Below are 26,715 nucleotides of genomic sequence, written 5' to 3' on the forward strand. Positions count from 1 at the left end.
TATCGTATGCATGAATGATTTTGATTTTATCTTGGAGGGAAAGTGCCCTTTTTGACATAATAAAAACTCCCCTTAAAGTAAACAGATTTTTATTTTTTAATCTGTCTACCTTAAGGGGAGCATATCAATGAGAGGGAGCAGGCACTTTTTTTATTGTTTAGGAAACCACCAAGCGCCGATTCTCGCCGCCACCGTCTGGTTTTTTTATTCTGAGGTCGTTTAGAAGCTAGTTATGCGACAACCATCCCGATTTTTACTTCGTTTCTGCCGCATAGAGCCTTGTTATGCGACACCGCCCTGGGTTTTCACTGGATTTGTGTCGCATAGAGCCTTGTTATGCGACACCGCCCCGTGTTTTCACTGGGTTTGTGTCGCAAAGAGCCTTGTTATGCGACACCGCTCCGGGTTTTTACTGGATTTGTGTCGCATAGAGCCTTGTTATGCGACACCGCTCCGGTTTTTTACCGGATTTGTGTCGCATAGAGCCTTGTTATGCGACACCGCCCCGGTTTTTTCCTGGATTTGTGTCGCATAGAGCCTTGTTATGCGACACCGCTCCAGATTTTTAATGGGTTTCTGTCGCATAGAGCCTTGTTATGCGACACCGCCCCGGTTTTTCACTGGGTTTGTGTCGCATAGAGCCTTGTTATGCGACACCGCCCCGGGTTTTTATTGGATTTGTGTCGCATAGAGCCTTGTTATGCGACACCGCTCCGGTTTTTTACCGGATTTGTGTCGCATAGAGCTTCGTTATGCGATACCGCCCCGGGTTTTTTCAGGATTCCAGTCGCATAGAGCCTTCATATGCGACAAGAACACAGGGTTTTTATAGCTCTCCTGTCCCATGGAACCAACCCTTCTTTGCAAAAACAACCGATACTGATTGCGAAGGCTCGTTAGTTCATGATTTCAAGCAAAAAAGCACCCGGCACTATCACTAGCTCTCTCGCTGTACTTTCTTCTTTCCGTGCCCAAAAAACCACCAGTTCCAGTCGCCCAGCAGCTTCATCAGCGACGGGACGAGAACCATCCGGACGAGTGTTGCATCAATGAAAATCGCAATCGCGATCCCGACTCCAAGCTGTTTCACAGGCATTACACCGGTAAAGGCAAAAGCGCCGGTTACGACAATCATGATGGCCGCTGCGGATGTAATAATCTTACTTGTTGTTGTCAGCCCAAGGATTGTTGATTTGCTGTTGTCACCAGTCTCAAGATAGAACTCCTGAATACGCGAAATCAAGAACACCTCATAGTCCATTGACAGCCCGAAGACGAGCGAAAAAACAAAGACAGGCAGGATGAGGGCGATATCAACCGGCTCCGTCCCCAAGTGCCCCTGTTGGAAAGTGTAGACGACAATCCCGAAAGTCGCGCCAAGGCTTAGCACATTCATTAAGATGGCTTTTAGTGGAATCAGAATCGAACGGAACGCCATCATCAGTATGATAAACGTAGAAAGAAAGATTAATGCCAATCCGTATGGTGCTTTTTCATAGATTTCATCGAAGATTTCCTGTTCAAATTTGATGTGTCCGCCGAAGTAAGTTTTGAGACCATAGTCCTTTTCAGACCACTCCCTTACCCATGCCCGGGCTTTGTTCGAATGCTCCCCTGTCTTCAAAAAGACATTTACAAGCATCTTATTTTCCTTGATAAAATGTTCCTCAGCCATGGCAAACTTTTGAGCCGCTGCTGCCTCACCCGAAGACAGGATCTTGGCTTGTGTATATTCCACTCCATTTGAAATCCCGGTGGCGGTGAAAATTGATTCAATGGAATTGACTAGTTTGCTGTCCTCCAAATTGGCAATCGCCTTACTAGCCGCATCCAGATTCTCCTCATCTACCATCCTTCCATTTGCTTCAAACACAACGGTGATTTTTTGATAGTCCCGTTTGTCCTCTGGCTGGAATTCCTTTCTGAATGTTTCATAAGCAACTCTGGACTCAACATTTTTTGGCAGTGAATCGGTCCCAGGAATCGTCAGCCGCATATCCATGGCTGGAATAAGGCAAGCAATCAGGATGGCGAAAGCCGCGAGCATCATGATAACTGGATGCTTCATGACCGTTTTGGCAAAAGAATGCCACCAGCTCTTCTTATTCTTGCCAGGTTTAATGAGAGTAAATTTATGGATTCGCTCGCCTAGGAGCGACAGGAAAGCGGGCAGAAACGTAACGGCGCAAAGTGCAGATACGAATACCACGACCATGCCGCCAAGAGCGACATTTTGGAATATATCAATTTGGATGAACAGAAGTCCCGACAGCCCGATAAAGACGCATAATGCAGAAAAAATGATTGCCCTGCCAGCAGTTGCAACTGTTATTTCAATGCTTTCCCGTACAGATTTCGTCTGCAGTTCTTCCTTATATCGGTTAATAATTAACAGCGCGAAATCGATACTTAATGCAAGCCCAATCATCGGGACTATATTTAAAACAAAAATCGATAAATTTGCTGTATAGCTGAAGAAATACATGATGCCCATCGTCGTTAAAATGGAGACGATCCCAATAATCAGAGGGATGGAAGCAGCGACGAGGCCGCCAAATGCAAGAATTAAAACAACTAATGCAATCGGGAGGCCAATCATTTCCGCCCGGGCAAGATCCTTCTGGCTTGCTTCATTCAAGTCTTTTACTATTACCGGCTCTCCGGTCATTTTGACACGGATGCCCTTGTCACTTTTCAAAAAAGTTTTTAACTCGCGGATTTCATCTGCAAGGCTGCCCGCATCTTTATCATAGGAAATGACTCCATAGGCGTAATTTCCCTTGAACATCCCTTCCATTTCAAAAGGGGATGTCACGCTTGAAGCAGATTTGACCTTTTTAAGCCGTTTAAAAGTATCCTGAATATAAGCATGCCATTCCTGTTCCGGCACTCCTTTTTCTTTCTCAAAAAGAAGAATGACGGTTGATTCCGGCTGCCCAAAGTCTTTTTCAAGGATGTCCCTTGTTTCATTATATGTCCCTTCGTAGTCGAAACCATTACCGCTTAATACAGATGGAAGCTTGAAGGCAAATAATGCGAAAAAAACAATGATTGCCACCCATACCGCCAATACCGAAAATTTATATTGATCTGCAAGCCGTCCGAGCCTACCCAAACCCATGACCTCCTTTTCTACTCTCCCTTATACTCATTCTTTCATATTTAAACGCAATTTTAGCTGAATTTTTAAACAGAATGATGAAATAAATTGGAATGCCGCATTCACCATTCCTTTTTGGTAAAATAAAGCTATGACTAGGATGCGGGTGATTTATTTGGAAAAAGAAAAACTGGCCAAAATAATAGAAGCGGCCAAGCTTTATTATCTTTTAGACTACAACCAACATGATATAGCAAAAGTGCTCGGTGTTTCCAGGCCGACGGTTTCCCGGCTTCTGCAAACGGCAAAGGAAGAGGGCATTGTCCAAATTACGATCAAAGACCCTACAGAGAACGTTGAAAACCTGTCTGCCGCACTTGAGGAGAGATTCGGGCTGAAAAAAGCCATCGTTGTTTCGATTCCGCAGTACGAGGGAAATATTATTAAAACATTTCTTGGTGAAGTCGCGGCAGGCTACCTTCATGAAATCGTACAGGACGGAGATACGATTGGCGTGACGTGGGGAACAACCCTACACCATGTAGCTGTTGAACTGAAGCAGAAGGCAGTAAAAGATGTGAAGGTTGTCCAGCTAAAAGGCGGGGTCAGCCACTCGGAAACAAATACGTACGCTTCTGAAATCCTCTATTTGTTCGGGAAGGCGTTCAATACGGCTCCACATCACTTGCCGCTGCCGGCGATTGTCGATCACCCGGTTGTGAAGCAGGCGATGGAGGCGGACAGGCATATTAGGAAAATACTCGAACTTGGCAAGAAAGCGAATATCGCCATGTTTACGATTGGTCCGGTTAAGGAAGAAGCGCTTCTCTTCCAGCTTGGCTATTTTTCAAAAAGCGATCTCGACACCTTGTATGGGAAAGCGGCCGGCGATATTTGTTCGCGCTTTTTCGATAAGGACGGCAAGATTTGCAATGAAAGTCTAAATGAACGGACTCTCGGCATCAATCTTGAGGACTTAAAGGGAAAGGAGCATTCCATTCTCGTCGCAGGAGGCCAGAATAAAGTTGATGGCATTTTCGGGGCATTAAAAGGGAAATATACAAATGTGCTGATTACAGATCATGTTACAGCTCAAAGCTTAATCGAAAGGTCCGAATCGTTGGAAAAATAAAACTTAAACATTTGTTCATAAATGCTTTTACAAATGTTCGCCCTTTTTGATATAGTTGAATTAGGAATTAATAGGAGGTTGTTAACATGTCAAAAACGGTTGCAAAAATGATTGATCATACGTTATTAAAAGCGAATGCGACAAAAGATGAAATTACGAAGCTTGCTGAAGAGGCGAAAGAATACCAATTTGCATCGGTCTGTGTAAACCCTACCTGGGTAAAAACGGCGGCAGAATTGCTACAGGATGCGCCGGAAGTAAAAGTGTGCACTGTCATTGGATTCCCACTTGGCGCCAGCACACCTGAAACGAAAGCATTCGAAACAAAGGACGCTATTGAAAATGGCGCAACAGAAGTGGATATGGTCATTAACATAGGGGCACTCAAAGATGGAAATGAGGAGCTTGTTGAGCGTGATATCCGTGCGGTTGTCGATGCGGCGAAAGGGAAGGCGCTGACAAAAGTAATCATCGAAACGGCACTGCTGACGGACGATGAAAAAGTAAAGGCTTGCGAACTGGCTGTTAAAGCCGGTGCTGATTTTGTCAAGACCTCTACAGGATTTTCCACAGCTGGCGCAACGTTCGAGGATATCAGCCTGATGAGGAAAACAGTCGGTCCGGATATCGGCGTGAAGGCTTCCGGCGGAGTCAGAAGCCGTGAGGATGCCTTGAAGATGATTGAAGCAGGGGCAACAAGGATTGGCGCAAGCTCAGGAGTATCTATCGTAAAAGGTGAAACATCGAGTAATTCATACTAAACCATCAAGTGAAGAGGGTATGAGATGAAAGAAGTCATTTTGGCACTAGTAGCCGGCATGCTTGTAGGGGTAGTTTTCAAATTTTTCAAGCTACCCCTGCCCGCTCCTCCGGTTTTATCAGCAGTTGTAGGTGTATTCGGCGTGTATTTTGGCGGAATTGTATTCGAATGGATGTTTAAATTATTACAAAGCTAGCTAACGGGAGAGTGGACAGGGTGGACGAAAAGGACTTGATTAAGGAAGCGATTAAAGCGAGGGAAATGGCGTATATCCCTTATTCGAAATTCGGGGTTGGAGCGGCTCTTCTTGCAAAGGACGGCCGGGTATTCCGCGGCTGCAACATCGAGAATGCAGCATACCCAATGACGAATTGCGCAGAGCGGACCGCTATTTTTAAAGCGATTTCAGAAGGTGTGACAGAGTTTTCAGCGATGGCTGTCGTCGCTGATACAGACAGGCCATGCTCGCCATGCGGTGCCTGCCGCCAAGTCATTGCCGAACTGTGCGGCCCTGAAATGGACATCATCCTCACGAATCTGAAAGGCGACGTCTTAAAGGTCCATTCTGAGGACATTCTGCCAGGGGCTTTCCTGCCTAAAGACCTCGAATAAATGATTCTTCTTTGCAAAACAAGAGCCGGCCCCCGAGTCGGCTCTTACATTTTCTATTAGGTCATCTCGAAACAAACGGGTTCCCTGTAACCCAAAAACGCCATGGGTAATCCTTCGCTTCATCTGAGTTGCCAATTCCAATCCGTGGGCCGGTGGAAAAGGCCTCAGGGGGAAACCCCTTTGCGATAAAAAGCGGCGGTTCGGTAAATTTCCTGCCATAATCCTCTTTCGTAATCCCCATTGCCTTTGTCAGCTTCCCCGGTCCGCTCGTCAGTTTGACCGTTTCCAAAACGCCTCTCCGTTCATGCATCAAGGCCTCTCCGTAAACAGGCTCAAGTGCCCTGATCAGGACAGCCTCCGGATTGTCAATCCCTCCGCTGACAACATTGACAAGGCAATGGGTATGCATGACATATGTATAAACCAAACCGGATTCCCCGAACATAATTTCTGTCCGCTTTGTCCGCCGGTTCATATAACTATGGGCAGCGCGGTCACCAGGGCCTATGTAGGCCTCAGTTTCAACGATATAGCCGGCTGTCAGCCCTTCAGGTGTTTCTTTTGCCAAAATACAACCGAGAAGGGAGCGGGCAAGCTCCAATGTTGGCTGTTCAAAAAATGGCTGGGCAAGGGGAGCCAGAGACGGCCCATTTTTCCCTCCAATGTCTAACTTCATAATCTTCCTCCACAAAAATGCTGTTTTTAAAACAATTCCCCTTTATTCAAGTGATTAATCAGGGGAATTAGGAAGGTGATCCAATAAGTTAAAGGCCAGCATGCCGCAAAGGGGCTTTTTGTCATTGAATATCCCTGATTTTCAACCCCTATATAAGGTATAATAAATATGTTAAAGAAGTAACAACGATAGGCATAAACAAAGGGGCGGACGAAATGAGCAAGATGACAGAGTACAGAATTGAACATGACTTCCTGGGGGAAAAGGAAGTCCCGGCAGAAGCCTATTACGGAGTTCAGACTCTCCGTGCAGTGGAAAACTTTCCAATCACGGGGTATACAATTGATCCCAGTCTTATTAAAGCGCTAGCAATAGTCAAGAAATCAGCGGCTATGGCCAATAGGGATACGAACCAGCTTGATCCAAGGGTAGCGGATGCAATTATTACGGCGGCAGACGAAGTCATTGAAGGGCACTGGCATGACCAATTCATTGTCGACCCAATTCAAGGCGGAGCTGGCACGTCTGTCAATATGAATGCGAATGAAGTCATTGCCAACAGGGGCCTTGAGCTTCTAGGCAAAGAAAAGGGCAATTACGAAACGATTAGCCCAAATACACATGTAAACATGGCTCAATCAACGAACGATGCTTTTCCGACAGCGATCCATATCGCTGTACTATCTTCCCTTAGGGGACTGCTGCAAAACATGGAGGCGCTGAATGCGGCATTCGAGGTTAAGGCGAAGGAATTTGATGATGTGATTAAAATGGGCAGAACGCATTTGCAGGATGCAGTGCCGATCAGGCTTGGCCAAGAATTCCAGGCATATGCCCGCGTCTTGGGGCGTGATATTGAGCGGGTAAGGAATTCGCGCCAACATCTATTTGAAGTGAATATGGGTGCGACCGCTGTAGGGACAGGCCTGAATGCGGATCCCGAATATATTGACAAAGTCGTGCGCTATCTTGCACAAAATAGCGGTTTTCCGCTCGTAAAAGCGGAGCATCTTGTCGATGCCACACAAAATACTGATTGTTACCTTGAAGTCTCCTCTGCACTTAAGGTATGCATGATGAATATGTCTAAGGTCGCAAATGACCTGAGGATGATGGCATCCGGACCAAGGGCAGGGCTAGGGGAAATCGTGCTTCCGGCACGCCAACCAGGGTCGTCCATTATGCCAGGTAAGGTGAATCCGGTTATGGCCGAAGTGCTGAATCAGGTCGCTTTCCAGGTCATCGGCAACGACCATACGATTTGTCTTGCTTCAGAAGCTGGACAATTCGAATTGAATGTCATGGAGCCGGTGCTTGTCTTTAACTTGCTGCAGTCGATTAACATCATGACCAATGTGTTTGATGTTTTCCGTAAGTATTGCCTTGAAGGCATTGAAGCGAACAAAGAAAGGCTCCAGGAATACGTAAACAACAGCGTAGGAATCATTACGGCAATTAACCCACATGTCGGCTATGAAACAGCCGCATCCATTGCCAAGGAAGCCATTGAGACGGGGAAGTCAGTCAGAGAGCTTTGCCTTGAAAGGCAAGTACTGACAGAAGACGAACTCGATGCCATCCTCCATCCATTTGAAATGACAGACCCAGGAATTTCAGGAAAAGAACTGTTAAAGAAGAAGGACTTAATCGGAGTATAATTTTTGCAAAAAAACAAGGCATCTTCCGCGGGGAAGATGCCGTTTATTTATAAGAAAATATTCAAAATATAATAGAAGGTCGCCGCTATCAAAGCTGAAATCGGCAGTGTAATCACCCACGTAATCAGCATCCTCTGCGCAGTACCCCATTTCACGCCCTTTAAGCGGTGAGACGCACCCACACCAAGGATTCCAGAAGAAATAACATGCGTGGTGCTGACAGGAAGGTGAATGTACGTAGCACCAAAGATAATCGCTGCTCCTGTTAAATCTGCCGCGACTCCGTTGATTGGGCGGATTTTCATGATTTTACCGCCGACTGTCTTAATGATCTTCCACCCGCCGACAGATGTACCTAATCCCATCGCAGTCGCACAAGCCAATTGGACCCAGAAGGGAATATCGGCTGTGTCTACATAACCATTGGCAATCAGGGCCATTGTAATGATCCCCATTGCCTTTTGAGCATCGTTCGTTCCATGAGTGTATGACTGCAGCGCGGCAGTTCCAATTTGGATTAACCGAAAATTGCGGTTTGTCTTGGTCAGATTGGCGTTTTTAAAGACAAATTTAAAAATGGTATAGACAATATATCCAACAACAAAGGCAAGGATTGGCGAGAAAATAAGAGCCTCAAGGATTTTCAGGAAGCCTTGGTATTCAATGGTTTGAAATCCTGAAGAAGCAATAGCCGCCCCTGCAATTGAACCGATTAACGTATGGGATGAACTGCTTGGAATCCCATAATACCAGGTGAGCAAGTTCCAGGTAATACCTGACAGAAGGGCGGCCATAATGACGACAGTCCCGTTCTGAAGGGTAAATGGATCAACAATCCCCTTCGTAATCGTTTTGGCAACCCCGGTAAATGTCATAGCACCGACGAAGTTCATAATGGAAGCAAGAATGATTGCGTGCCGAGGTTTGAGGGCTTTGGTTGATACGGAAGTGGCAATTGCGTTAGCCGTATCGTGAAACCCGTTAATAAAATCAAACGTAAGAGCGAAAATGACAATTGCTACGGTTAATATAAATACAGCATCCATAGTTAAGCTCCTTACGCGTTTTTCATGATGATGGTTTCAAGTGTGTTTGCAACGCCCTGGCAGCTGTCGGCAATATCTTCCAGCGTCTCGTAAATCTCTTTGTATTGAATGATCCGGATGGGATCTTTTTCTACAGAGAAAAGATGCTTGATTGATTGTCTCAAAATACCGTCACATTTTGATTCGTAGTCCTTAATTGAAATGGCGTGTTCACGGATTTGAAGCAATTTTTTCGTTGCCAGTAGTGTGATCGCCTTTTCAATTTCCAGCACGCTGCTCTGGATTGCAGAGGTGAACTGGAGCATGTAGTCATCCGCATCAGTGATCGAGTACATTTCAAAAAGTGCCGCGCAGTGCTCAAGACCGTCAAGCACATCGTCCATGCTGTTCGAAAGGTGAAGGATATCTTCCCGTTCAATTGGAGTAATAAACGCGTCATTCAGTTCTTTAATCACTGTATGTACAAACGTATCACCTTTTGTTTCAAACTCCTTCATACTTTCAGAAAAAATTCTTAAATCACTTACGTTTTTTAGCTTATAGTCAGTAAAGTAATTTACACTTTCTCTAAGGTTTGAAGCAATTTCAGCAAGAAGTATAGAAAACTTGTCATTCTTCTTAAAAACCATTTTGGATAACCCCCGTTTTTTGATCCAGTTTCAAAAGACTTAAGCTAAACTATTGTATAGGAATTTTGTCGAAAAAGAAAAGATGTTTACATCAAATTTACAAAAACTTAACATTCGGGACTAAAGGGCATAATAAGCAATCTTTGATAAATATATTCCTTCTTTATATATCCTTGTTTTTGATAATAAAACCGGCGGGAAAGAGTTTTAATGCTATCTTGTGCAAGTTGGCGTTGTAAAATGTAAACTTTACATATAGAAAAGGAGGAGTTTAAAAATGTTTTCAATCCATAATACTGCCCGCCTTTACAATGAAGTGGAAATGCCCCGGTTTGGCCTGGGGGTTTATAAGATGGAACAAGGAACAGAGGTGGAGGCTACAGTAGCGGAGGCGCTTAAGCTTGGCTACCGCTTAATTGATTCAGCGGCCATGTATCAAAATGAGGAAGGGGTCGGACAAGCTGTTAGGAAAAGCGGATTGCCCCGGGAGGAAGTTTTTGTAACAACGAAAGTCTGGAACAGTGACCAGGGTTACGAGTCAACCTTACATGCTTTTGAAACAAGCCTGGAAAAGTTGGGGCTCGGTTATATTGATCTATATCTCATCCATTGGCCAGTAAAAGGCAAGTACATTGAGACATGGAAAGCCCTTGAGGAAATATACAAGCAGGGGAAGGTACGCGCCGTAGGGGTGAGCAATTTCAATATTCACCATTTAGAAGCCTTGGCAAAGCACAGCACTTTGAAGCCAGCCGTCAATCAGGTGGAATTGCACCCGGCTCTGGCGCAAAAAGAGCTGAGGGAGTATTGCTCAAAAAACAATATACTTGTTCAGGCTTGGTCCCCACTTGCCAGAGGAAGAATTCTTGCTGATCCTCTATTAACGGCACTCGCTGAAAAAGCTGGTAAAACGCCAGCTCAAATCATATTGCGATGGCATCTACAGAATGGCGTTGCTGTAATACCGAAATCAGTAAATTTCTCAAGGTTACAGGAGAATGCTGATATTTTCGACTTTGAACTTTCAAAGGATGACATGGAAATAATCAATAGCCTTGACGTAAATACCCGTTTCGGTGCTGACCCGGATAACTTTGATTTCTAAAAGGACTTATTGAAAAAACGGAGGACATTGTCCTTCGTTTGTCCCCTCCAACAAGCGTAACTTCACGGCATATGCAAATCGGCAAAAAGAAGGATTTGCTGCCTTTTTTTTGTAAGTTAGATTTTCTATGTGTTTATTTTAAATAAATGCGGGTAATTTAAAGGTACAAACAGTTAGGAAAACAAATTGTTTTAAACCTCCTGTTTGTGGCTGCAGCAGCCTAATGTTAGGCGCACTTTACTATCTATAAACTACTTTCAAGGAGTGAAGTTACATGGGATTTCTTTGGGCATTAATTATCGGAGGAATTATCGGTTGGCTTGCAGGAATGATTGTAGGCAGGGATATTCCGGGTGGAATCATAGGTAATATTATTGCAGGTTTTGTAGGTGCTTGGTTAGGTACAGCGATTTTTGGTAACTGGGGACCACACGTAGCAGACTTTGCGATTATACCAGCAATAATTGGAGCTGTAATCCTTGTCTTCCTGTTAAGCTTGATTATGAAATCTTTCAGAAGGTCAAACCATTAACAAACAGAAAGGCCTCCCATTAGGGGGCCTTTTTTTGGGTATGTTTTAAATCTTATCAAGGTCAAGTCCATTAAATATGGGAGGGTCATCCAGAAATGGCGCCTTAACTTCGATGTTTTTAAACGTGATCGGATGAGGGAACGCCAATTTTGCAGAATGGAGAGCCTGTCTTGGGAAGATTGGTTTTCCTCCATAAAGAGGGTCACCGGCAAGTGGATGGCCGATATGGCTGAAGTGGACACGGATTTGGTGGGTTCGGCCGGTATCGAGCCAGCAGGCAATCCATGTAAGCTTTGCGGAACGATCTACTTTTAATACTTTATAATTTGTACGTGCAGCTTGCCCGGTTGCTGACACACGGCGCCGAGTCGGATGATGCCTGTCTCTGCCGATTGGTTCCTCAATTGTCCCATTATTTTTAAGGACTGTTCCATGGACACCTGCAATATAGGTCCTATGAATGGTCCGTTCTTCAAGCATCCGCCCAAGAATGGCGCCGGCTAGAGGGTGCTTTGCAAAAAGAATTGCGCCAGTTGTATCCCGGTCAAGGCGGTGGACATGCTGGAGTGAAGCGCCTTCGCCAGTCATCTGTAAGTGGTAAGCCATAGCATTCAGCAACGTATCATGGTCGCCTTCCTTGTTTGGATGGGTATTCATGAATGGCGGCTTATTTACAATTAACAAATGGTCATCCTCATAGAGAATGTCAATTTCCTTGCAAAAAGGTTCAAGAAGCGGTGGCGACTCTATAAAGAGCCCGATATGAATTTTATCCCCGGCAGCCAGGGGAGTTTCCCATCCTGCTTTTTCCCCTCTAATTTTCACTCTCCCGCTCATCCGGAAATCGTGGACGAGTTTTTTTGGGGCGTTCCATTTCACTTTAAAAATCTCTGCGATTGTCAGTCCATTCCATAAATCCGGAATGGTTAGCTCCATGAAAGTTCCTTGCCGTTTTGTAACAAGCATTTTATGGCTCCTTTGTTAAAAATAAGCTTAGTGTATCCTGTCACGAGGCGCTTACGCTTTTTAGATTGCGTGGTTTAAATTACCATCCTTTTTACAGTTCTGTATGTGCTATTCTAATGGTATATTACATCGATATGACAATTGTAACAAAGGTGGTTATTACGTGAAAATCGTTTTTGCCTCAACTCCAGGCCAGGAGGAAGAAATTCATGAACTGATTCATTATTTTTATTCGAATGTATTGCCAATGTACTTTACAGACAAAGAGATTAAAGGATTTCTCAGGCGAGGAGTATTACATAAGGATAGCACAGCTGATTCCTTTGGCACATTGCGGGATGCTTTCTATGTCATGGCGAGCCTTCAAACGCTCATATCTATTTTGGAGGAGCCTCTTCCGAATGACCATTACCGTGCACTTTTCCTGAAAAATGCCGAACATCTAAGATATTACGGACTGCGTTTCCCATTTGAATATGACTCTTTCATTTCCGTGCAAAAAAATGCTAAACCACTATTCAGCATGTACACGCCTGCCGCCAATCAATTGCTGGTGTAATCAAAGGATTAAAGCCGTCTTTGTCTGAAACAACCGATTTTTATCGGACAGATCTACCAGCAAACGCCTGCTCGAGCAGGCGTTTTTTCTGTGTTAAGCCTCTTCTATTTTGCGACATTTGCTTCGAGCCATTCCTGATATTCCGATTTATCCCGTCCGCCAGTTACCCTGGCAGTTTCCTTGCCATCTTCAAAACGAATCAAAGTCGGCGTTCCTTCAATACGAAAGATGTCCCAAGCTTGTTCATATTCCAGTACATTGAGCTGAACGATTTCAATATCAAGTTCTTTCGCCAATGGCATCAGGATCGGTGTCGCTTTTTTGCAATGGGAACATGTCGGGCTGTAAAAATAAACGGTTAAATCTTCCCCAGCAGAAAGCTTTTTCTCCAAATTCTCAATCGTAATGATATTTTGGTAATTTGGGTCATCCAGCTGGGCGATTGTTTCAGGAAAGAGAGACTTATCTCCGTATGGATTCTTCCCCTTTGTCTTTTCCTCATTTTGTTTGCCAGTCAAGTAGGCCATTCCGACGAATAAAACAAGGATGATGCCAAGAAATAGTACAATTTTTTTCATTTTTATTGAACCCCTTTTTCTCTTTTAGATAGAATCATACTGCAGGCGAAAATAAGTGTGAAGGCAATGAGAGCAAGAAAAGGGATGGTAATAAAACCAAGCCAGTTAATATATTGTCCCGTGCAAGGAATCCTTCCGCATGCGGGAGCGGCCTCGGCCATGAAAGATAATTTTTGCAGGGAATAATGATACGCTGATACAGCCATTCCGATTACAGATAGCCATTTACTGTAAACCGCTATCCTGTAATCCTTTTTTACAATCGCAATCCCAAGTAGGAGTGCCATCGGATACATGAGGATTCGCTGATACCAACACAGTTCGCATGGCTCGTATTTACGGATTTCCGAGAAATACAGGCTTCCAAACAGTGCAATAATAGAGACAGCCCATGCAAAAAATAAAATGTTCTCTTGGTTGTCCTTCTCCATCTTTTCACCCCTTTTTCTTAAATTTTAGTGGAAAAAGTGGAATTGTACAAATCAGGAGGACTGGCTCGAATTTTGACGAATGTGGAAAAAACGGACTTAACCCTTTAAAATGAAGAGGACATGTTTTATTATGCGGATACACCGCACGGTCTGAAATAGAAAAAGGCTTTTCAGAAGTGGAGGAATCAGAATGGAATGGAAACGGAAAGCAGATAGGTGGCTCCTGTTCGATAAAATGGATCCCGAGTTGAAGGAAGAATTGGAAGCATTGAAACTAGATGAAAAAATGCTTGAGGAAGTTTTTTACAAGGACCTTGAATTCGGAACTGGCGGAATGAGGGGAGAGATTGGGGCAGGTTCAAACAGAATGAACATTTATACGATCCGCAAGGCCACGGCGGGTCTTGCCGCTTATATTGAAGCGCAAGGGGAGGAGGCCAAAAAACGCGGAGCGGTCATCGCTTACGACTCACGCCACAAATCACCCGAGTTTGCAATGGAGGCTGCGAGGACGCTCGCGACAAAAGGGATTAAAGCTTATGTTTTTGATGAGCTAAGGCCGACTCCTGAATTATCTTTCGCGGTCAGGTATTTGAATGCGGCAGCCGGGATTGTCATTACGGCAAGCCATAATCCTCCGGAATACAACGGCTTCAAAGTTTATGGAGAGGATGGGGCACAACTCCCGCCAGCTGCGGCAGACCAGGTTATTGCGAAAGTAAATGAATTGGAAAATGAACTATTAATTGAGGTTGAAAGTGAAGAAGTACTCAGGAATGCTGGATTAATTGAGATGATCGGCCTGAACGTCGATGATGCGTATACGAAAATGCTGACAACGATTTCTGAAAATCCGGATATAGCGAAGGAATCTCCAATCGAAATTGTCTTTACGCCATTGCATGGAACTGCCAACAAGCCTGTCCAAGCAGCGTTGAATGCACTTCATTATAAAAACGTCCATATTGTCCGTGAACAGGAGCTCCCGGACGCTGATTTCTCGACTGTAAAAAGCCCGAATCCGGAAGAGCATGCAGCCTTTGAATTAGCAATCCGGGACGGAAAAAAAGTGGATGCCGACATCCTAATTGCCACCGACCCAGACGCGGATAGGCTAGGGATTGCAGTCAAAAATAATGAAGGTGAATATGTCGTTTTGACAGGAAACCAGACCGGCGCATTGCTGCTCGACTATATACTTGAACAGAAGACGGCAAAAGGGACACTTCCTCAAAATGGCCTCGTTTTAAAAACGATTGTCACTTCGGAAATTGGCCGGAAAATTGCCGATGCGTATGGTCTTAAGACAATGGATGTTCTGACAGGATTCAAATTTATAGCCGAAAAAATCAATGAATTCGAGCGGACTGGCGAGAACACCTTCCTGTTTGGCTATGAAGAAAGCTATGGCTACCTGATTGGCGATTTCGCCCGCGACAAAGATGCCGTCCAAGCTGCACTTATGTCAGCTGAAGTCTGCGCCTACTACAAGAAAAAAGGGTTGAGCCTGTATGATGGCCTGATGAATGTCTTTGAAAAGTACGGCTATTTTCAGGAAGGTCTTCAATCCCTTACAATGAAAGGAAAGGACGGAGCGGAAAAAATTGCGCAAATCATGGCGGGCTTCCGCTCAACCCCTCCGGCTACACTTGCAGGCCTTTCGGTTGTTTCTTCCGAGGATTACCTTGAAAGCGTTCGGATTTCATCTGCGGGAATGGAGAAAATTGATCTGCCTAAATCAAATGTGCTCAAGTATTTCCTTGAAGACGGATCCTGGGTCTGCCTGAGACCTTCTGGCACTGAACCGAAAATTAAGTTTTACTTTGGAGTGAATGATGAAAGCCTTGAAGCAAGCAAGGAAAAACTCAAGGAAATCGAAACAGACTTCATGAAACTCGTTAACCGCAAGCTATGAAAAATTAAGTGACCCGGCAGCCTGAATGGCTAGCCGGGCTTTTTGTATTCGGTCTTTATTGCAGAAATCTAAGTCTTTCGTCGTAGTCGCAGTCCTTATTTCGGCTAAGGCAATCCTTTGCAAAAAAGGTATAATGAAAGAAAATGACGGCGGGGGATCGTGAGATGGATGCGGAATCAAGATTGCAGGAGTTAGGAATTCTGAAAGAGATTGCCGAACTGTTAAATAAGGGGAAAGATACAGACGAAATACTATCCGATGTTTTAGCAAAATTGCTGCATGTAACTGGGTTGAAAACCGGCTGGATTTTTTTGATTGGGCCGGATGGTTTCTATACCCTGTCGGCAAAAAAGGAATTGCCAGAAGCGCTGTCCCGCTCCAATTTTGCGCCAATGTGCTCAGGAGATTGCTGGTGCATTGAACGGTATACGGATGGAAGGCTTGATAAGGCGACAAATATTATTGAATGCAAACGGCTGGAAGACGCGATTTTAAATAATCTCGGTGATACTGGTTCACTGACCCACCATGCAACTGTGCCGCTCAGAGCGGGGGATGAAAAATTCGGCCTTCTGAATGTCGGCTCACCGCATAAGACCCATTTTGACAAAGAGGAATTGGCCCTCCTTGAATCTGTAGCCCTTCAAATCGGTTCGTCACTGAAGAGAATCAAACTCGCTCAACAAGAGCAGGAACTGGCGTTGACTGCTGAGCGGAACAGGCTTGCCAGGGATTTGCATGATTCCGTCAACCAGTTGCTGTTTTCCGTAAGCCTGACTGCAAAGGGCGGTGCGGCAATGGCGGAAAGTGCCGAAATAAAGGAAACGTTCTCTTACATCCAGGAGCTCGCCCAAGAGGCTTTGAATGAAATGAGGGCCCTGATTTGGCAGTTAAAGCCGCGGGGGCTTGAAAACGGCATTGTTAGCGCGTTAAGGGGTTATGCACAGATGCTTGGGCTGGAACTTGAGATGCGTGTTAAAGGCATCGTAAATTTACCAGGCAAGATTGAGGAAGGGATATGGAGAATTGGCCAGGAAGCAATGGCGAACTGCAAAAAGCATTCTGGGCAAGACAAAATAGTCATTGAACTTGCAGCTGTAAAAAATAACGTTGTACTCGAAATTCGTGATCCAGGTTGCGGATTTCATTTTGATGAAAAAAATGAGATGCCTTCACTTGGGTTAAAAAGCATGAAAGACCGGACAGAAGGGTTGGACGGCCAATTTTGGATTGAGAGTACTGCAGGTGCGGGTACCAGATTAATTGCCATAATTCCTATATGAAGGAGGAGAGACAATGGGCATTCGAATATTAATCGCTGACGATCATCATGTCGTCCGGAGAGGGCTGGCTTTCTTTTTAAAAACACAGCATGATTTTGAAATAGCCGGTGAGGCGGCAAACGGGGAGGAAGCCGTCAAGATGGCCGGAGACCTTCAGCCAGATATTGTTTTGATGGACTTGGATATGCCGGTCATGGATGGAATTGCAGCGACAGCAAGAATAAAGGAACAACTTCCTGACATGAAGATCATGATTTTAACGAGTTTTTCTGATCAAAACCATGTCATCCCGGCTATTGAGGCCGGTGCAGCCGGTTATCAGCTGAAGGATATCGAACCGGATGAACTTGCTGCTTCCATTAGAAAACTGGTCTTAGGGGAAAATCAACTTCATCCAAAAGCGACTTCCCATCTATTATCCCGGTTTTCCGCAAGTGGAAAAGGGGGGAGAAAACCCATTGAGGACCTGACAAAACGCGAAATGGAAGTTTTGAAAGAAATCGCCAGCGGAAAAAGCAATAAAGAAATTTCATCAGCATTGTTTATAACCGAAAAAACGGTGAAAACCCATGTCTCTAACATTCTTTCCAAACTCGAGTTGGCCGACAGGACCCAGGCAGCCTTGTATGCGGTCAAGCACGGGCTAGTCGGTGAATGAACATAAGACTGTGTTATGAGTATGTTAATTTTTTTACTACGTGGATTGGAGCGAAGGGCACCGACTCCTGCGGGATGAAGCGGCAAGGTGGAGACCCCGCAGGCGCAAAGGCGCCGAGGAGGCTCCACTGACGCCCCGCGGAAAGCGTGTGCCCGTAGCGGAAATCCACAGCCAAATTTAACACAGCCAATCATAAAAAGAGCACGGCTGTGATCGCCGTGCTTCATTGGTGTAAGGTGGTGGAATTCGTATCCCTTGAATTAGGGCAATTGGTAAATCGAATGCTCTGGTAATGCAGCGCTATGCTCCTTGGCCGCATGGTCTAAATAGCGCAGCAGGGAATAAAGCTTCCGTTCAAGGACAGCATAATCACGCTCGAAATGGTATGCGTGAAGGAAATACTCGATTTTTTTTGCCAGGAAGTGGTCCTTTGTTCGGACCATCAGGATCAGCAGGTTGTCCCATTGTGAGCGGTAAATATAATACAACGCCCTGTCATACTCCAGTGTATTCATTTTTTCTCCTCCTTGGTTAGGAGTTGAAATTAGTGTATGGAGTTCAAGGGTAATTTTCCGCGAAAAAATTTGGAGATGCCGGTGGAGCAGCCTTTCTAACATCTGCCAGGATAAGTTGCTTGCAACCTATTCCATGTGAATAGGATAAGCGTGCAAGGCCAAACTAATCGTGATAAATGATGAAGGGGATGACCGATGTGAAGAGATTGGCTGCCGTGATGATAGCGGTTCTGGCATTTTTAGCTTTCCAGCCCAATGGGACGGAGGCGCAGAATCCCGATTATGAAAAGTACGGAAGAATGGCGATCGCGATTGTTTCCGCGGATTATCCAGGTGACCCAATCCGGGATTATCAATACCTGGGAAGACAGAATATTAACGAATCTGAAGTGGCAGATACGTTCCGTTTTCGTGTTGTAGATAAGGGACGGTCACTTTATGTTCGCGTGACTGCCCAGCATAACTTAACGACGGGAAAACTAGTTACACTTAAGGTTGAACCGGAAAAACGGTAAGAAATAGCTGCTTGGCGTTATTTCACATTTCATCATTCACCCTCTATCTTCATACATTGTTGTAAGAGGATAAGGGGGAATAGCCATGAATAGTGAAAACAGGAAGGAGCTGGAGCTAGCGATTGGCGAGATTACGGAAATCGCGAGCGGCTTCGGCCTTGATTTTTACCCGATGCGTTATGAAATTTGCCCTGCCGATATTATTTATACGTTTGGCGCTTATGGAATGCCGACTAGGTTCTCGCACTGGAGCTTCGGTAAGCAGTTTCACAAGATGAAACTCCAATATGACCTGGGTCTCAGCAAGATTTATGAACTTGTCATCAATTCAAATCCTTGCTATGCATTCCTTCTTGACAGCAACAGCCTCATCCAGAATAAACTAATTGTCGCCCATGTCCTTGCACACTGCGACTTTTTCAAAAATAACGTCCGTTTCCAAAACACAAAACGGGACATGGTCGAAAGTATGGCTGCAACTGCCGAAAGGGTCCGCAGCTATGAAATCAAGTATGGCAAAAAAGAAGTGGAAAAGTTATTGGATGCGGTGTTAGCGATTGACGAGCATATCGATCCTTCCTTGATGAGGCCGAAACTTGCCTGGACGCTTGAGGATGAAGAAGAAGAAAGTCCTGAACCAGCACCAAGTCCATACGATGATTTATGGAAACTAGATCAAAAGCCCGCAGGACCTAAACAGCCTAAGACAAAAAAGTTCCCGCCAAGGCCGGAAAAGGATCTATTGTTATTTATAGAGACGTACAGCCGTGAACTAGAGCAGTGGCAACGGGATATTCTGACAATGATGCGGGAGGAAATGCTTTATTTTTGGCCGCAGCTTGAAACAAAAATCATGAACGAAGGCTGGGCATCGTACTGGCATCAGCGGATTATCAGGGAAATGGACCTGACCAGCGCCGAAGCCATTGAGTTCGCAAAATTAAATGCAGGTGTTGTCCAGCCTTCCAAGACTGGAATCAACCCGTATTACCTCGGAATCAAGATTTTTGAAGATATCGAAGAACGGTACAACAACCCAACCGAGGAAATGAAGCGCCGCGGGGTGAAGCCTAATTCCGGCCGGGAAAAGATGTTTGAGGTCAGGGAAATGGATTCGGACATTTCATTCTTAAGGAATTACCTCACCAAAGACTTAGTCATGCGTGAAGACATGTACTTGTTTCAAAAGCAGGGAAGGGATTACAAAATTGTCGATAAAAAATGGGAGCATGTCCGAGACAGACTTGTCAGCATGCGGGTCAATGGCGGCTTCCCGTATATTACTGTCAACGATGGCGATTATTTGAAAAACGGCGAACTTTACTTGAAGCACTGGTATGAAGGAATTGAACTTGATGTGAAGTATCTCGAGAAAGTGCTGCCGTACATCCGCCAGCTCTGGGGCAGGACCGTCCATATCGAAACCATGATTGAAGAAAGGTCGATGCTGTTCACGTATGACAGCAAAGGCGTGCATAGGAAGTATTTATAGAGAAGTTTTGGGGCAGCGTCTGGGAGATGCTGTCTTTTTTGCGTGACAGCATCTTAGATTTTCGCCCAGTAATTTCCTGTTAACACCACAGTTTGTTGAAGTGGGTTAAAAGTAGTACTTCGTATTTGACCTCAATATCATCCCATGTCTAAAGACGGTCTGCGACCTACATGGGCTTTCTCGTTCGGAGAATCTGTAAGTAGATAGTCGCGATTAAAAAGAACCAACACCTTTGTGCTGGTTCTTTTTTTCTTGAGCATTAGCCCCACTAATTAGCAAGTAAAGCCGTAAGGTTTTGATTTTACTTTTCACAATTAAAAAATATCGTTTAGCTCGGTATCAGTATAGATTGAAATCAATACAATAGCAGATTCATCTGTAATGTTTTTGACAAAATGAGGGACACTTGCATTCCAGCTAAAAGAATCCCCTTTCTCCAACAATACAGTGTCTTCACCTTGTTCAGCCAATACAGTGCCTTTAAGGACTAAATGGCATTCCTCTCCCTCGTGGGCGTTCGCTTCGCCCATGGATGCTCCAGGAGGAAATTCAACAATCATCATCCGTAAACCGCCCCTTGATGTAAGATGTTCGATTTTTAGGTTATTGTAGGTTGAATTTCTTCTTTCATCCTTTTTAACGACCTGCATATGTTCATTCTTCTCAAGTAATAAGTAGGGCATAGGAACATTCAGGAAATTTGCAATGGTTTGCAAAGTGTTAATGGATGGAGAGGTATTATTGTTTTCCACGTTACTGATAAATCCTTTTGACAATCCTGTTCCGTCGCTCATTTGTGCGATGGTTAACTTTTTTCTATTCCTTATGGCGCGTATTTTCGTGCCTAATTCCAATTATGTTCACCTCGTAAGTTTCTTAATAAAAAACTTAATTCTATATTAGCAAAAAAGGTATTGACATTCCACTTTGATTTTGTTACCTTATATACATATTTTATTCATATTTGAAAACATTACTCCTCTAGAGGGGTTTTGTTTTTTGGAAATGAGTTTTCCAATATGAACATTTTATTTTTATAACGATTATTAGAGAAGAGGGGAAATATAGATTTGATAGCCATTAGAAAGGAGAACAGATATGAATTCACCCATGGTGTATGAAATGCAACGCCCTAAACAAGAAAATCCAAATAAGTTGTATCCTGCTATCTTTGTTATGCACGGAATTGGATCTAATGAGCAAAACATGCTTTCTTTGGTAAAGGGGCTTGAAGAAGACTTCATTATTTTCAGTATCCGAGGCCATTTGAAGCAACCACCAGGTTTCTCCTACTTTACAATTGAGGGATATGGGAAACCACATAGGGAAGTATTTGATGATGCAGTCAAAAAAATATCCGATTTTATTCACTATGCAAGCGAGCGATATCCGATAGATAAAAGGAATTTATACCTTTTAGGGTTCAGCCAAGGGGCAATCCTTTCCATGACATTGGCACTTTCTCTAGGTAACAGCATAAAGGGGATTGTAGCTTTGAACGGATATATTCCACAGTTTGTAAAGGACGAATATGATGTTCAATCATTAGATCATTTATCCGCATTCGTCTCACACGGAGAAACGGATCGTGTTTTCCCTATTGACTGGGGTTTTGCCAATAACGAATACCTCCGAAGTCTCGGAGCATCAGTGACATTTAAGGTCTATCCAGGAGGCCATACGGTTTCAATGGAAAATTACAATGACTATGTTAAATGGCTCTTGGACTCATTGAATTAAAAAAACGATAATTAGGACAAATATAAAGAAATCTATTGGAGGATTAGAAAAATGATAAACAAATTTGATGCAAGTGTACTTTTATTACGTGTTTTTCTTGGCATAAGCTTTTTTATACATGGGTTTTCTAAATACCAGGGTGGGATTGAGAATACAGCTGGATGGTTTGCAAGTATAGGATTGCCAGGGAATTTAGCATATGTAGCCGCAACCACAGAATTAGTTGGAGGAGTTTTCTTGATACTTGGATTAGGAACAAGGGTTGTATCAGTTCTATTGGCAATTATTATGGTTGGCGCAATTGTAAAGGTGAAATTGGCAGCTGGCTTTTTAGGAAACGGACAGATGGCTGGCTATGAATTGGACCTCGCATTCCTTGTAATGGCGGTTTTCCTGACAATCAATGGCAGCAAGCTGTTTTCAATTGACCAACTCCTTTCAGATAAAAAAGAAGTTGCTAAAAATTCTTCCAAAGCAGCATAATTGTAAATAAGAAAATGGGGAATGGCAATAAAAGCCAATCCCCATTTTTGTGCCTATAAGGCTAGCCTGTTGCACTACGTCAATGAACTTTTACTCTTACAGACTCTCCGAAAGGGAAAGCCCACTTCTTCAGGGGTGGGATGGGAGTGAGGCCGGGTATTGGAATTTGATTCAACAGCTTTTCCGGAGGCATCATAATCTTTTATCATCCAAACAGGCTATTTTTTGTCTCTTTGCTTCAGCTATAGTATAATAAACACAAGAACGTATGTTTGTTTGGGGGTGTTTGAGATGACCATTCCACGCTCACCCAGCTTTGTTCTCACCTTGGAGCTTGACAGCCACCACCGCTTGTTTTCCGTTGCCGACAAAGAATTGGAAATCCTCCGTGTCCTCTACAACACCGTCCTTGGCAACTATCTGAAGCTGGAAAACCAGATGAAACGGCTGAAGGAATATAAAAGATGGATCCGGCAGCTGAAGGGAATCAAAAGGAAACTAGCACGTGACGAAGCAAACCCCTTTCTGCAAAACGAGCTGAAATGCGTCCGGGAAAAACTCAACGACTTAAGGAATCAATACCAGCTTACAGAATATGCCTCCCATGCTTGGATAAAGAGCATCCGTAAGCATTTCGGGGACAGGGTAAACGCGGCTGTCTCCCAAAAAACCGCTTCCCGCGCTTGGCTTGCCTTCAGGAAGAAACTGTACGGGCAGGCAAAGAAGGTCATGTTCCTCCGAAAAGGGGAAATGGCGAGCTTCGAAGGAAAAACCAACACCACAGGCTGGCGGTATGTCAATCAGCATCTCATCTATAAGGATATGTCCACCCCGTTGAAGCGGAAGGGGAATGACAGCTTTGTATCCGAAATCCTCACCCATATCGAGAAGAAAACCCCATTCACCTATACTATCAAGAAAAAAGGGGAAACCCAAACCATCACCGATTTTTATCATGTCAAATACGTCCGGATTGTGAGGAAAGTCATCCGTGGGAACGTGCGTTTCTTCGCCGACCTGGTCATCTCGGGCTTCCCCATGTCAAAAGGCAGGGAGCTTGGGAAAGGAAGAGTAGGGCTTGATATCGGCACGGCGACCCTCGCTGTTTCCTCCCTGAAAAAAGTGGCCCTCTTCAACCTGGCAGAAGAGATGAAGGAGCTGGCGAAAGTCATCAGACTGACCCAGAGAAGGATGGACCGTTCCAAACGTGCGATGAACCCCGGTAACTATCACGAAAACGGCACGGTGAAAAAAGGAAGAAAAGAGTGGCAGTTATCCAACCGCTATCGAAAACAACGGGCAAGGGTAAGGGATTTGAACCGCAGGCAGGCCGCCATCCGGAAACTCTCACACCTGAGGCTTGCGAACACCCTGCTTCCGCTCGGTGATGCGTACTTCATTGAAACCATGCACTTCAAAGCCCTGCAAAAAAGGGCAAGGGAAACAAAGGTCTCCGAAAAAACAGGTAAAGTTGCCAGGAAGAAACGGTTTGGCAAGACCATTGGCCACAGGGCACCCGCTATGTTTGTCAGCATACTTGAACAGAAGGTGAAGAGCCTAGGCGGGAGTTTCAAAAAGGTGAACACCCAAACATTCAAAGCAAGCCAGTACTGCCATGTCCGGAACAGCTTCACGAAAAAACCACTGTCAGAACGATGGCATGTAATTGATGATGAGACAAAGGTCCAAAGGGATCTGTACTCAGCCTTTTTGTTGATGAACGCAAATTCTTTAGGAGCAAAAGCTAAAAGGGATACATGCCTGGAGACCTTTCCACTGTTCAAGAGCCTCCACGACCAGGAAATCAATACAATCAAAAAAGAGAAAAGAAGGATCTTCAATTCCGGAATTAAACTGTAATGAAAATCCCTGATAGGCGGTGTGATGCCACCGGGCTTGCGAAAGCCAAAAGATACGGCCGTTAATGGCAGCAGGGGCTGCTTTGGCCGTGAAAGTCCTGAAGGAAATTGTCCCAGTGTCCTGGCCCTAGATGCCGAGCGTATCAAGATGCGTACTGTGGCTGCCGGCAAGGAGGAAGAAGGCAATGGATTCAGAACCCCACAGCTTTAGCTGTGGGAGTATCAGAGCCATGAGGTCTAAGGAATTGCTTTCCCTTCGTCATGTTCCCTCATATAATAAAGATGAGGTGATTATATGTGCGTCTCAAACGATAGCTACAACCTTAGGGTGTCCCCTGTGATAAATAAAATAGTGAACGAATCCATTTACCATGTGGCAGGTCTTGAAATAAGCGGTGGAACTGTTTTGGAAATTAATCCGGGAGCCATTCAAACCCTAAAGCAAACAGACATAATCAAAAATGTTCTTTTAAAAGATAAGGCGGAAGTGGTATATGCCGTTGAACCTGATTCAACTGGTTTGAAATTTGCCAATGGCCAAATATCATATGAAGAATATAAGAGGATTAAGAAAAAAGCGGATAGACTAAGTTTTGTTTTATTCTGCGGGATTGTCGCTTTTCTTTTTGCAACGGGATTTCTGTTTATGAGGTTGTATCTAACGTAAGAAAAAAGTGCTTGATTAAAAGTAGCGGTCAGGGCAGCATCAGAGTGATGTTGTCTTTTTTTTTGTGACATATATAAGTAAATTGTTATATGCTTATTTAGTGATTTGTTGGAGGTGGAAGGATTGGCCAAAACTTTGATTGAGATTGAAAATGGGGCATGGGTGCTAAAGCTGCTTGGAGACAAAACCCGCTTAACAATGATCATGCTGCTGGATAGCCATGACTGCTGTGTTTGCGAATTTACCGCTATGTTCAATATGAGTCAACCGGCGGTCAGCCAGCATCTTCGCAAGCTGAAAGATTCAGGGCTTGTCGGGGAAACTAGGAGGGGGCAATGGATCAATTACTCTTTAAATAAACAAAGTGTCTATTACCCTCTCGTACAAGACATCTTAGAACATTTCCCTAATCAGGATGGAAAATTAAAGGAGCTTGAGGAAAAAGGACTTCGTATTTCATGTGAATAATTGGAGGTAGGATTTTGGTTTCAACAATATTGGCGTCATTCATATTTTTACTTACTCTAGTATTAGTTATTTGGCAGCCTGGAAAGTTGTCCATTGGCTGGTCGGCATGTGGTGGGGCGATAGTGGCTCTCCTTGTCGGGGTGGTTGACTTCGCCGATGTCATCGATGTGACTCAGATTGTGTGGAATGCCACTTTCTCGTTTATCGCGATCATCATTATTTCACTTATTTTAGATGAGATTGGCTTCTTTGAATGGGCGGCGTTGCATATGGCAAGGGCGGCCAAGGGAAACGGCGTCAAGATGTTTATTTTTATTTGTATACTTGGAGCTCTTGTAGCAGCATTGTTCGCAAACGATGGGGCTGCGCTGATCCTCACCCCCATTGTGCTTGCGATGGTCAGAAACTTGAAATTCCAGGAGAAAATGGTGTTCCCTTTCATTATTGCGAGCGGATTCATTGCGGACACGACATCCTTGCCTCTGGTGGTAAGCAACCTTGTAAATATCGTATCTGCCGACTTTTTTGGCATAGGGTTTAATGAATTTGCCTCCAGGATGGTTGTGCCCAACCTGTTCTCGCTCGTGGCCAGCATCGTTGTTCTTTATCTTTACTTTAGAAAGAACATTCCCCGGCAATATAATCTTGGCCAGTTAAAGGAGCCGGTGGAGGCAATCCGGGACGGGAAGATGTTCCGCTTATCTTGGATTGTGTTAGCGGTATTGCTCGGCGGTTACTTTATTAGTGAATTGTTTCATATCCCGGTTTCTATTATTGCAGGCATTGTTGCACTCTTCTTCTTGTTCATGGGACGGAGAAGTCCAGCAGTGAATACGAAAGCTGTTGTAAAAGGTGCGCCGTGGGCGATTGTGTTCTTTTCCATCGGAATGTATGTTGTGGTGTATGGCTTAAGGAACGCAGGATTGACAAATGTTTTGGCTGACTTGATACAATGGACAGCGGACCACGGGTTGTTCGCTGCTACAATCGGAATGGGCTTTATCGCGGCCATTCTTTCGTCCATCATGAATAACATGCCTACGGTTATGATAGACGCCCTTGCGATAGCCGATACAGATACAACAGGGGTTATAAAGGAAGCCTTGATTTATGCCAACGTAATTGGTTCAGACCTCGGACCAAAAATTACACCAATTGGTTCGCTTGCTACTCTGTTATGGCTGCATGTTTTATCCCTTAAAGGAGTTAAGATATCGTGGGGAACTTATTTTAAAACAGGAATTGTTTTGACCATTCCAACCTTATTCATAACATTAGCAGGGCTTTATATTTGGCTGTCCATCATTTCATAATATTTTTCTTAGAAGGGAGTCGT

Annotated in this window: 28 protein-coding genes; 19 read left to right on the top strand and 9 right to left on the bottom strand. The window is 44.3% G+C overall.

All coding sequences use genetic code 11. The features are described 5' to 3' along the window. Positions 1-937: 937 nt before the first annotated feature. Positions 938-3,121 (bottom strand): MMPL family transporter, encoded by a 2,184-nt coding sequence (locus D1B31_RS19620; RefSeq protein ID WP_118923613.1) that lies wholly within the window; start codon positions 3,119-3,121, stop codon positions 938-940. Positions 3,122-3,275: 154 nt separating this feature from the next. On the opposite strand from D1B31_RS19620, the gene D1B31_RS19625 reads away from it, so the two are divergent. The 4 genes from D1B31_RS19625 to D1B31_RS19640 all read left to right on the top strand — a co-directional run bounded on the left by D1B31_RS19625 (position 3,276) and on the right by D1B31_RS19640 (position 5,604). Then, on the top strand, positions 3,276-4,232 hold the full coding sequence (locus D1B31_RS19625) for a sugar-binding transcriptional regulator (RefSeq protein ID WP_158587628.1): 957 nt from the start codon (positions 3,276-3,278) through the stop codon (positions 4,230-4,232). A gap of 86 nt (positions 4,233-4,318) precedes the next feature. Next, positions 4,319-4,993, top strand: coding sequence for a deoxyribose-phosphate aldolase (gene deoC, locus D1B31_RS19630; RefSeq protein ID WP_118923615.1), 675 nt, complete (start codon positions 4,319-4,321; stop codon positions 4,991-4,993). A 24-nt stretch (positions 4,994-5,017) separates the two neighbouring features. Next, positions 5,018-5,188 (top strand): XapX domain-containing protein, encoded by a 171-nt coding sequence (locus tag D1B31_RS19635; RefSeq protein WP_118923617.1) that lies wholly within the window; start codon positions 5,018-5,020, stop codon positions 5,186-5,188. Between the two features lie 20 nt (positions 5,189-5,208). After that, positions 5,209-5,604: a cytidine deaminase gene (locus tag D1B31_RS19640; protein ID WP_118923619.1), complete on the top strand. Its 396-nt coding sequence runs from the start codon at positions 5,209-5,211 to the stop codon at positions 5,602-5,604. Between the two features lie 61 nt (positions 5,605-5,665). Here D1B31_RS19640 and D1B31_RS19645 read toward each other — a convergent pair whose 3' ends face one another. Then, positions 5,666-6,280, bottom strand: a complete 615-nt coding sequence (locus D1B31_RS19645; RefSeq protein ID WP_118923621.1) for a DNA-3-methyladenine glycosylase — start codon at positions 6,278-6,280, stop codon at positions 5,666-5,668. Between the two features lie 215 nt (positions 6,281-6,495). On the opposite strand from D1B31_RS19645, the gene aspA reads away from it, so the two are divergent. Then, positions 6,496-7,938, top strand: coding sequence for an aspartate ammonia-lyase (aspA, locus tag D1B31_RS19650; protein WP_118923624.1), 1,443 nt, complete (start codon positions 6,496-6,498; stop codon positions 7,936-7,938). Between the two features lie 47 nt (positions 7,939-7,985). On the opposite strand, the gene D1B31_RS19655 is transcribed toward aspA, so the two are convergent. Together D1B31_RS19655 and D1B31_RS19660 are read right to left on the bottom strand one after the other, a co-directional pair. Next, positions 7,986-8,984 (bottom strand): inorganic phosphate transporter, encoded by a 999-nt coding sequence (locus tag D1B31_RS19655; protein ID WP_118923626.1) that lies wholly within the window; start codon positions 8,982-8,984, stop codon positions 7,986-7,988. Between the two features lie 11 nt (positions 8,985-8,995). Beyond that, positions 8,996-9,613 (bottom strand): DUF47 domain-containing protein, encoded by a 618-nt coding sequence (locus tag D1B31_RS19660; RefSeq protein ID WP_118923628.1) that lies wholly within the window; start codon positions 9,611-9,613, stop codon positions 8,996-8,998. Between the two features lie 277 nt (positions 9,614-9,890). Between D1B31_RS19660 and D1B31_RS19665 the strand changes: the two genes are divergently transcribed. Both D1B31_RS19665 and D1B31_RS19670 read left to right on the top strand, forming a co-directional pair. Then, positions 9,891-10,718 (top strand): aldo/keto reductase, encoded by an 828-nt coding sequence (locus tag D1B31_RS19665; protein WP_118923630.1) that lies wholly within the window; start codon positions 9,891-9,893, stop codon positions 10,716-10,718. A 274-nt stretch (positions 10,719-10,992) separates the two neighbouring features. Then, positions 10,993-11,250, top strand: coding sequence for a GlsB/YeaQ/YmgE family stress response membrane protein (locus tag D1B31_RS19670; RefSeq protein WP_118923632.1), 258 nt, complete (start codon positions 10,993-10,995; stop codon positions 11,248-11,250). Between the two features lie 45 nt (positions 11,251-11,295). Here D1B31_RS19670 and D1B31_RS19675 read toward each other — a convergent pair whose 3' ends face one another. Then, a complete protein-coding gene (locus D1B31_RS19675; protein ID WP_118923634.1) occupies positions 11,296-12,216 on the bottom strand; it encodes an RluA family pseudouridine synthase in 921 nt (306 codons plus the stop codon). Positions 12,217-12,379: 163 nt separating this feature from the next. On the opposite strand from D1B31_RS19675, the gene D1B31_RS19680 reads away from it, so the two are divergent. Further along, a complete protein-coding gene (locus D1B31_RS19680; RefSeq protein ID WP_240035359.1) occupies positions 12,380-12,775 on the top strand; it encodes a DUF5365 family protein in 396 nt (131 codons plus the stop codon). A 104-nt stretch (positions 12,776-12,879) separates the two neighbouring features. On the opposite strand, the gene D1B31_RS19685 is transcribed toward D1B31_RS19680, so the two are convergent. Together D1B31_RS19685 and D1B31_RS19690 are read right to left on the bottom strand one after the other, a co-directional pair. Next, positions 12,880-13,353: a thioredoxin family protein gene (locus D1B31_RS19685; RefSeq protein ID WP_118923638.1), complete on the bottom strand. Its 474-nt coding sequence runs from the start codon at positions 13,351-13,353 to the stop codon at positions 12,880-12,882. Positions 13,354-13,355: 2 nt separating this feature from the next. Further along, the gene (locus D1B31_RS19690; RefSeq protein ID WP_118923640.1) at positions 13,356-13,784 is read right to left on the bottom strand and encodes a disulfide oxidoreductase; all 429 of its coding nucleotides are present in this window, start codon (positions 13,782-13,784) and stop codon (positions 13,356-13,358) included. A gap of 190 nt (positions 13,785-13,974) precedes the next feature. Here D1B31_RS19690 and D1B31_RS19695 point away from each other — a divergent pair, with 190 nt between their 5' ends. The 3 genes from D1B31_RS19695 (at position 13,975) to D1B31_RS19705 (ending at position 17,640) form a co-directional block, all read left to right on the top strand. Then, positions 13,975-15,699, top strand: a complete 1,725-nt coding sequence (locus D1B31_RS19695; RefSeq protein ID WP_118923642.1) for a phospho-sugar mutase — start codon at positions 13,975-13,977, stop codon at positions 15,697-15,699. A gap of 164 nt (positions 15,700-15,863) precedes the next feature. Next, positions 15,864-16,982 carry a GAF domain-containing sensor histidine kinase gene (locus D1B31_RS19700; RefSeq protein ID WP_118923644.1) on the top strand — a complete coding sequence of 373 codons (1,119 nt, stop codon included), beginning with the start codon at positions 15,864-15,866 and terminating at the stop codon, positions 16,980-16,982. Between the two features lie 13 nt (positions 16,983-16,995). Further along, entirely contained in the window at positions 16,996-17,640 is a 645-nt protein-coding gene (locus D1B31_RS19705; RefSeq protein WP_118923646.1) for a response regulator, read from the top strand. Between the two features lie 260 nt (positions 17,641-17,900). Here D1B31_RS19705 and D1B31_RS19710 read toward each other — a convergent pair whose 3' ends face one another. After that, positions 17,901-18,155 carry a YhdB family protein gene (locus D1B31_RS19710; protein WP_118923648.1) on the bottom strand — a complete coding sequence of 85 codons (255 nt, stop codon included), beginning with the start codon at positions 18,153-18,155 and terminating at the stop codon, positions 17,901-17,903. A 176-nt stretch (positions 18,156-18,331) separates the two neighbouring features. Between D1B31_RS19710 and D1B31_RS19715 the strand changes: the two genes are divergently transcribed. Together D1B31_RS19715 and D1B31_RS19720 are read left to right on the top strand one after the other, a co-directional pair. Continuing rightward, positions 18,332-18,670, top strand: a complete 339-nt coding sequence (locus D1B31_RS19715; RefSeq protein WP_118923650.1) for a DUF3889 domain-containing protein — start codon at positions 18,332-18,334, stop codon at positions 18,668-18,670. 85 nt (positions 18,671-18,755) lie between these two features. Next, a complete protein-coding gene (locus tag D1B31_RS19720; RefSeq protein ID WP_118923652.1) occupies positions 18,756-20,162 on the top strand; it encodes a SpoVR family protein in 1,407 nt (468 codons plus the stop codon). A gap of 314 nt (positions 20,163-20,476) precedes the next feature. On the opposite strand, the gene D1B31_RS19725 is transcribed toward D1B31_RS19720, so the two are convergent. Beyond that, the gene (locus D1B31_RS19725; RefSeq protein ID WP_118923654.1) at positions 20,477-21,016 is read right to left on the bottom strand and encodes a helix-turn-helix domain-containing protein; all 540 of its coding nucleotides are present in this window, start codon (positions 21,014-21,016) and stop codon (positions 20,477-20,479) included. 244 nt (positions 21,017-21,260) lie between these two features. On the opposite strand from D1B31_RS19725, the gene D1B31_RS19730 reads away from it, so the two are divergent. From D1B31_RS19730 to D1B31_RS19760, 6 genes are all read left to right on the top strand, one after another. Next, entirely contained in the window at positions 21,261-21,902 is a 642-nt protein-coding gene (locus tag D1B31_RS19730) for an alpha/beta hydrolase (protein WP_118923656.1), read from the top strand. Positions 21,903-21,953: 51 nt separating this feature from the next. After that, a complete protein-coding gene (locus D1B31_RS19735) occupies positions 21,954-22,385 on the top strand; it encodes a DoxX family protein (protein ID WP_118923658.1) in 432 nt (143 codons plus the stop codon). 291 nt (positions 22,386-22,676) lie between these two features. Beyond that, the gene (locus D1B31_RS19740) at positions 22,677-24,245 is read left to right on the top strand and encodes a hypothetical protein (RefSeq protein ID WP_118923660.1); all 1,569 of its coding nucleotides are present in this window, start codon (positions 22,677-22,679) and stop codon (positions 24,243-24,245) included. A 372-nt stretch (positions 24,246-24,617) separates the two neighbouring features. Further along, a complete protein-coding gene (locus tag D1B31_RS19750; protein ID WP_158587622.1) occupies positions 24,618-24,911 on the top strand; it encodes a hypothetical protein in 294 nt (97 codons plus the stop codon). 123 nt (positions 24,912-25,034) lie between these two features. Then, positions 25,035-25,379: an ArsR/SmtB family transcription factor gene (locus D1B31_RS19755; protein WP_118923666.1), complete on the top strand. Its 345-nt coding sequence runs from the start codon at positions 25,035-25,037 to the stop codon at positions 25,377-25,379. A 14-nt stretch (positions 25,380-25,393) separates the two neighbouring features. Then, entirely contained in the window at positions 25,394-26,692 is a 1,299-nt protein-coding gene (locus tag D1B31_RS19760) for an arsenic transporter (RefSeq protein ID WP_118923668.1), read from the top strand. Positions 26,693-26,715: the final 23 nt, after the last annotated feature.

It is taken from the genome of Neobacillus notoginsengisoli, from assembly GCF_003515685.1.
GTDB lineage: Bacteria > Bacillota > Bacilli > Bacillales > Cytobacillaceae > Bacillus_D > Bacillus_D notoginsengisoli.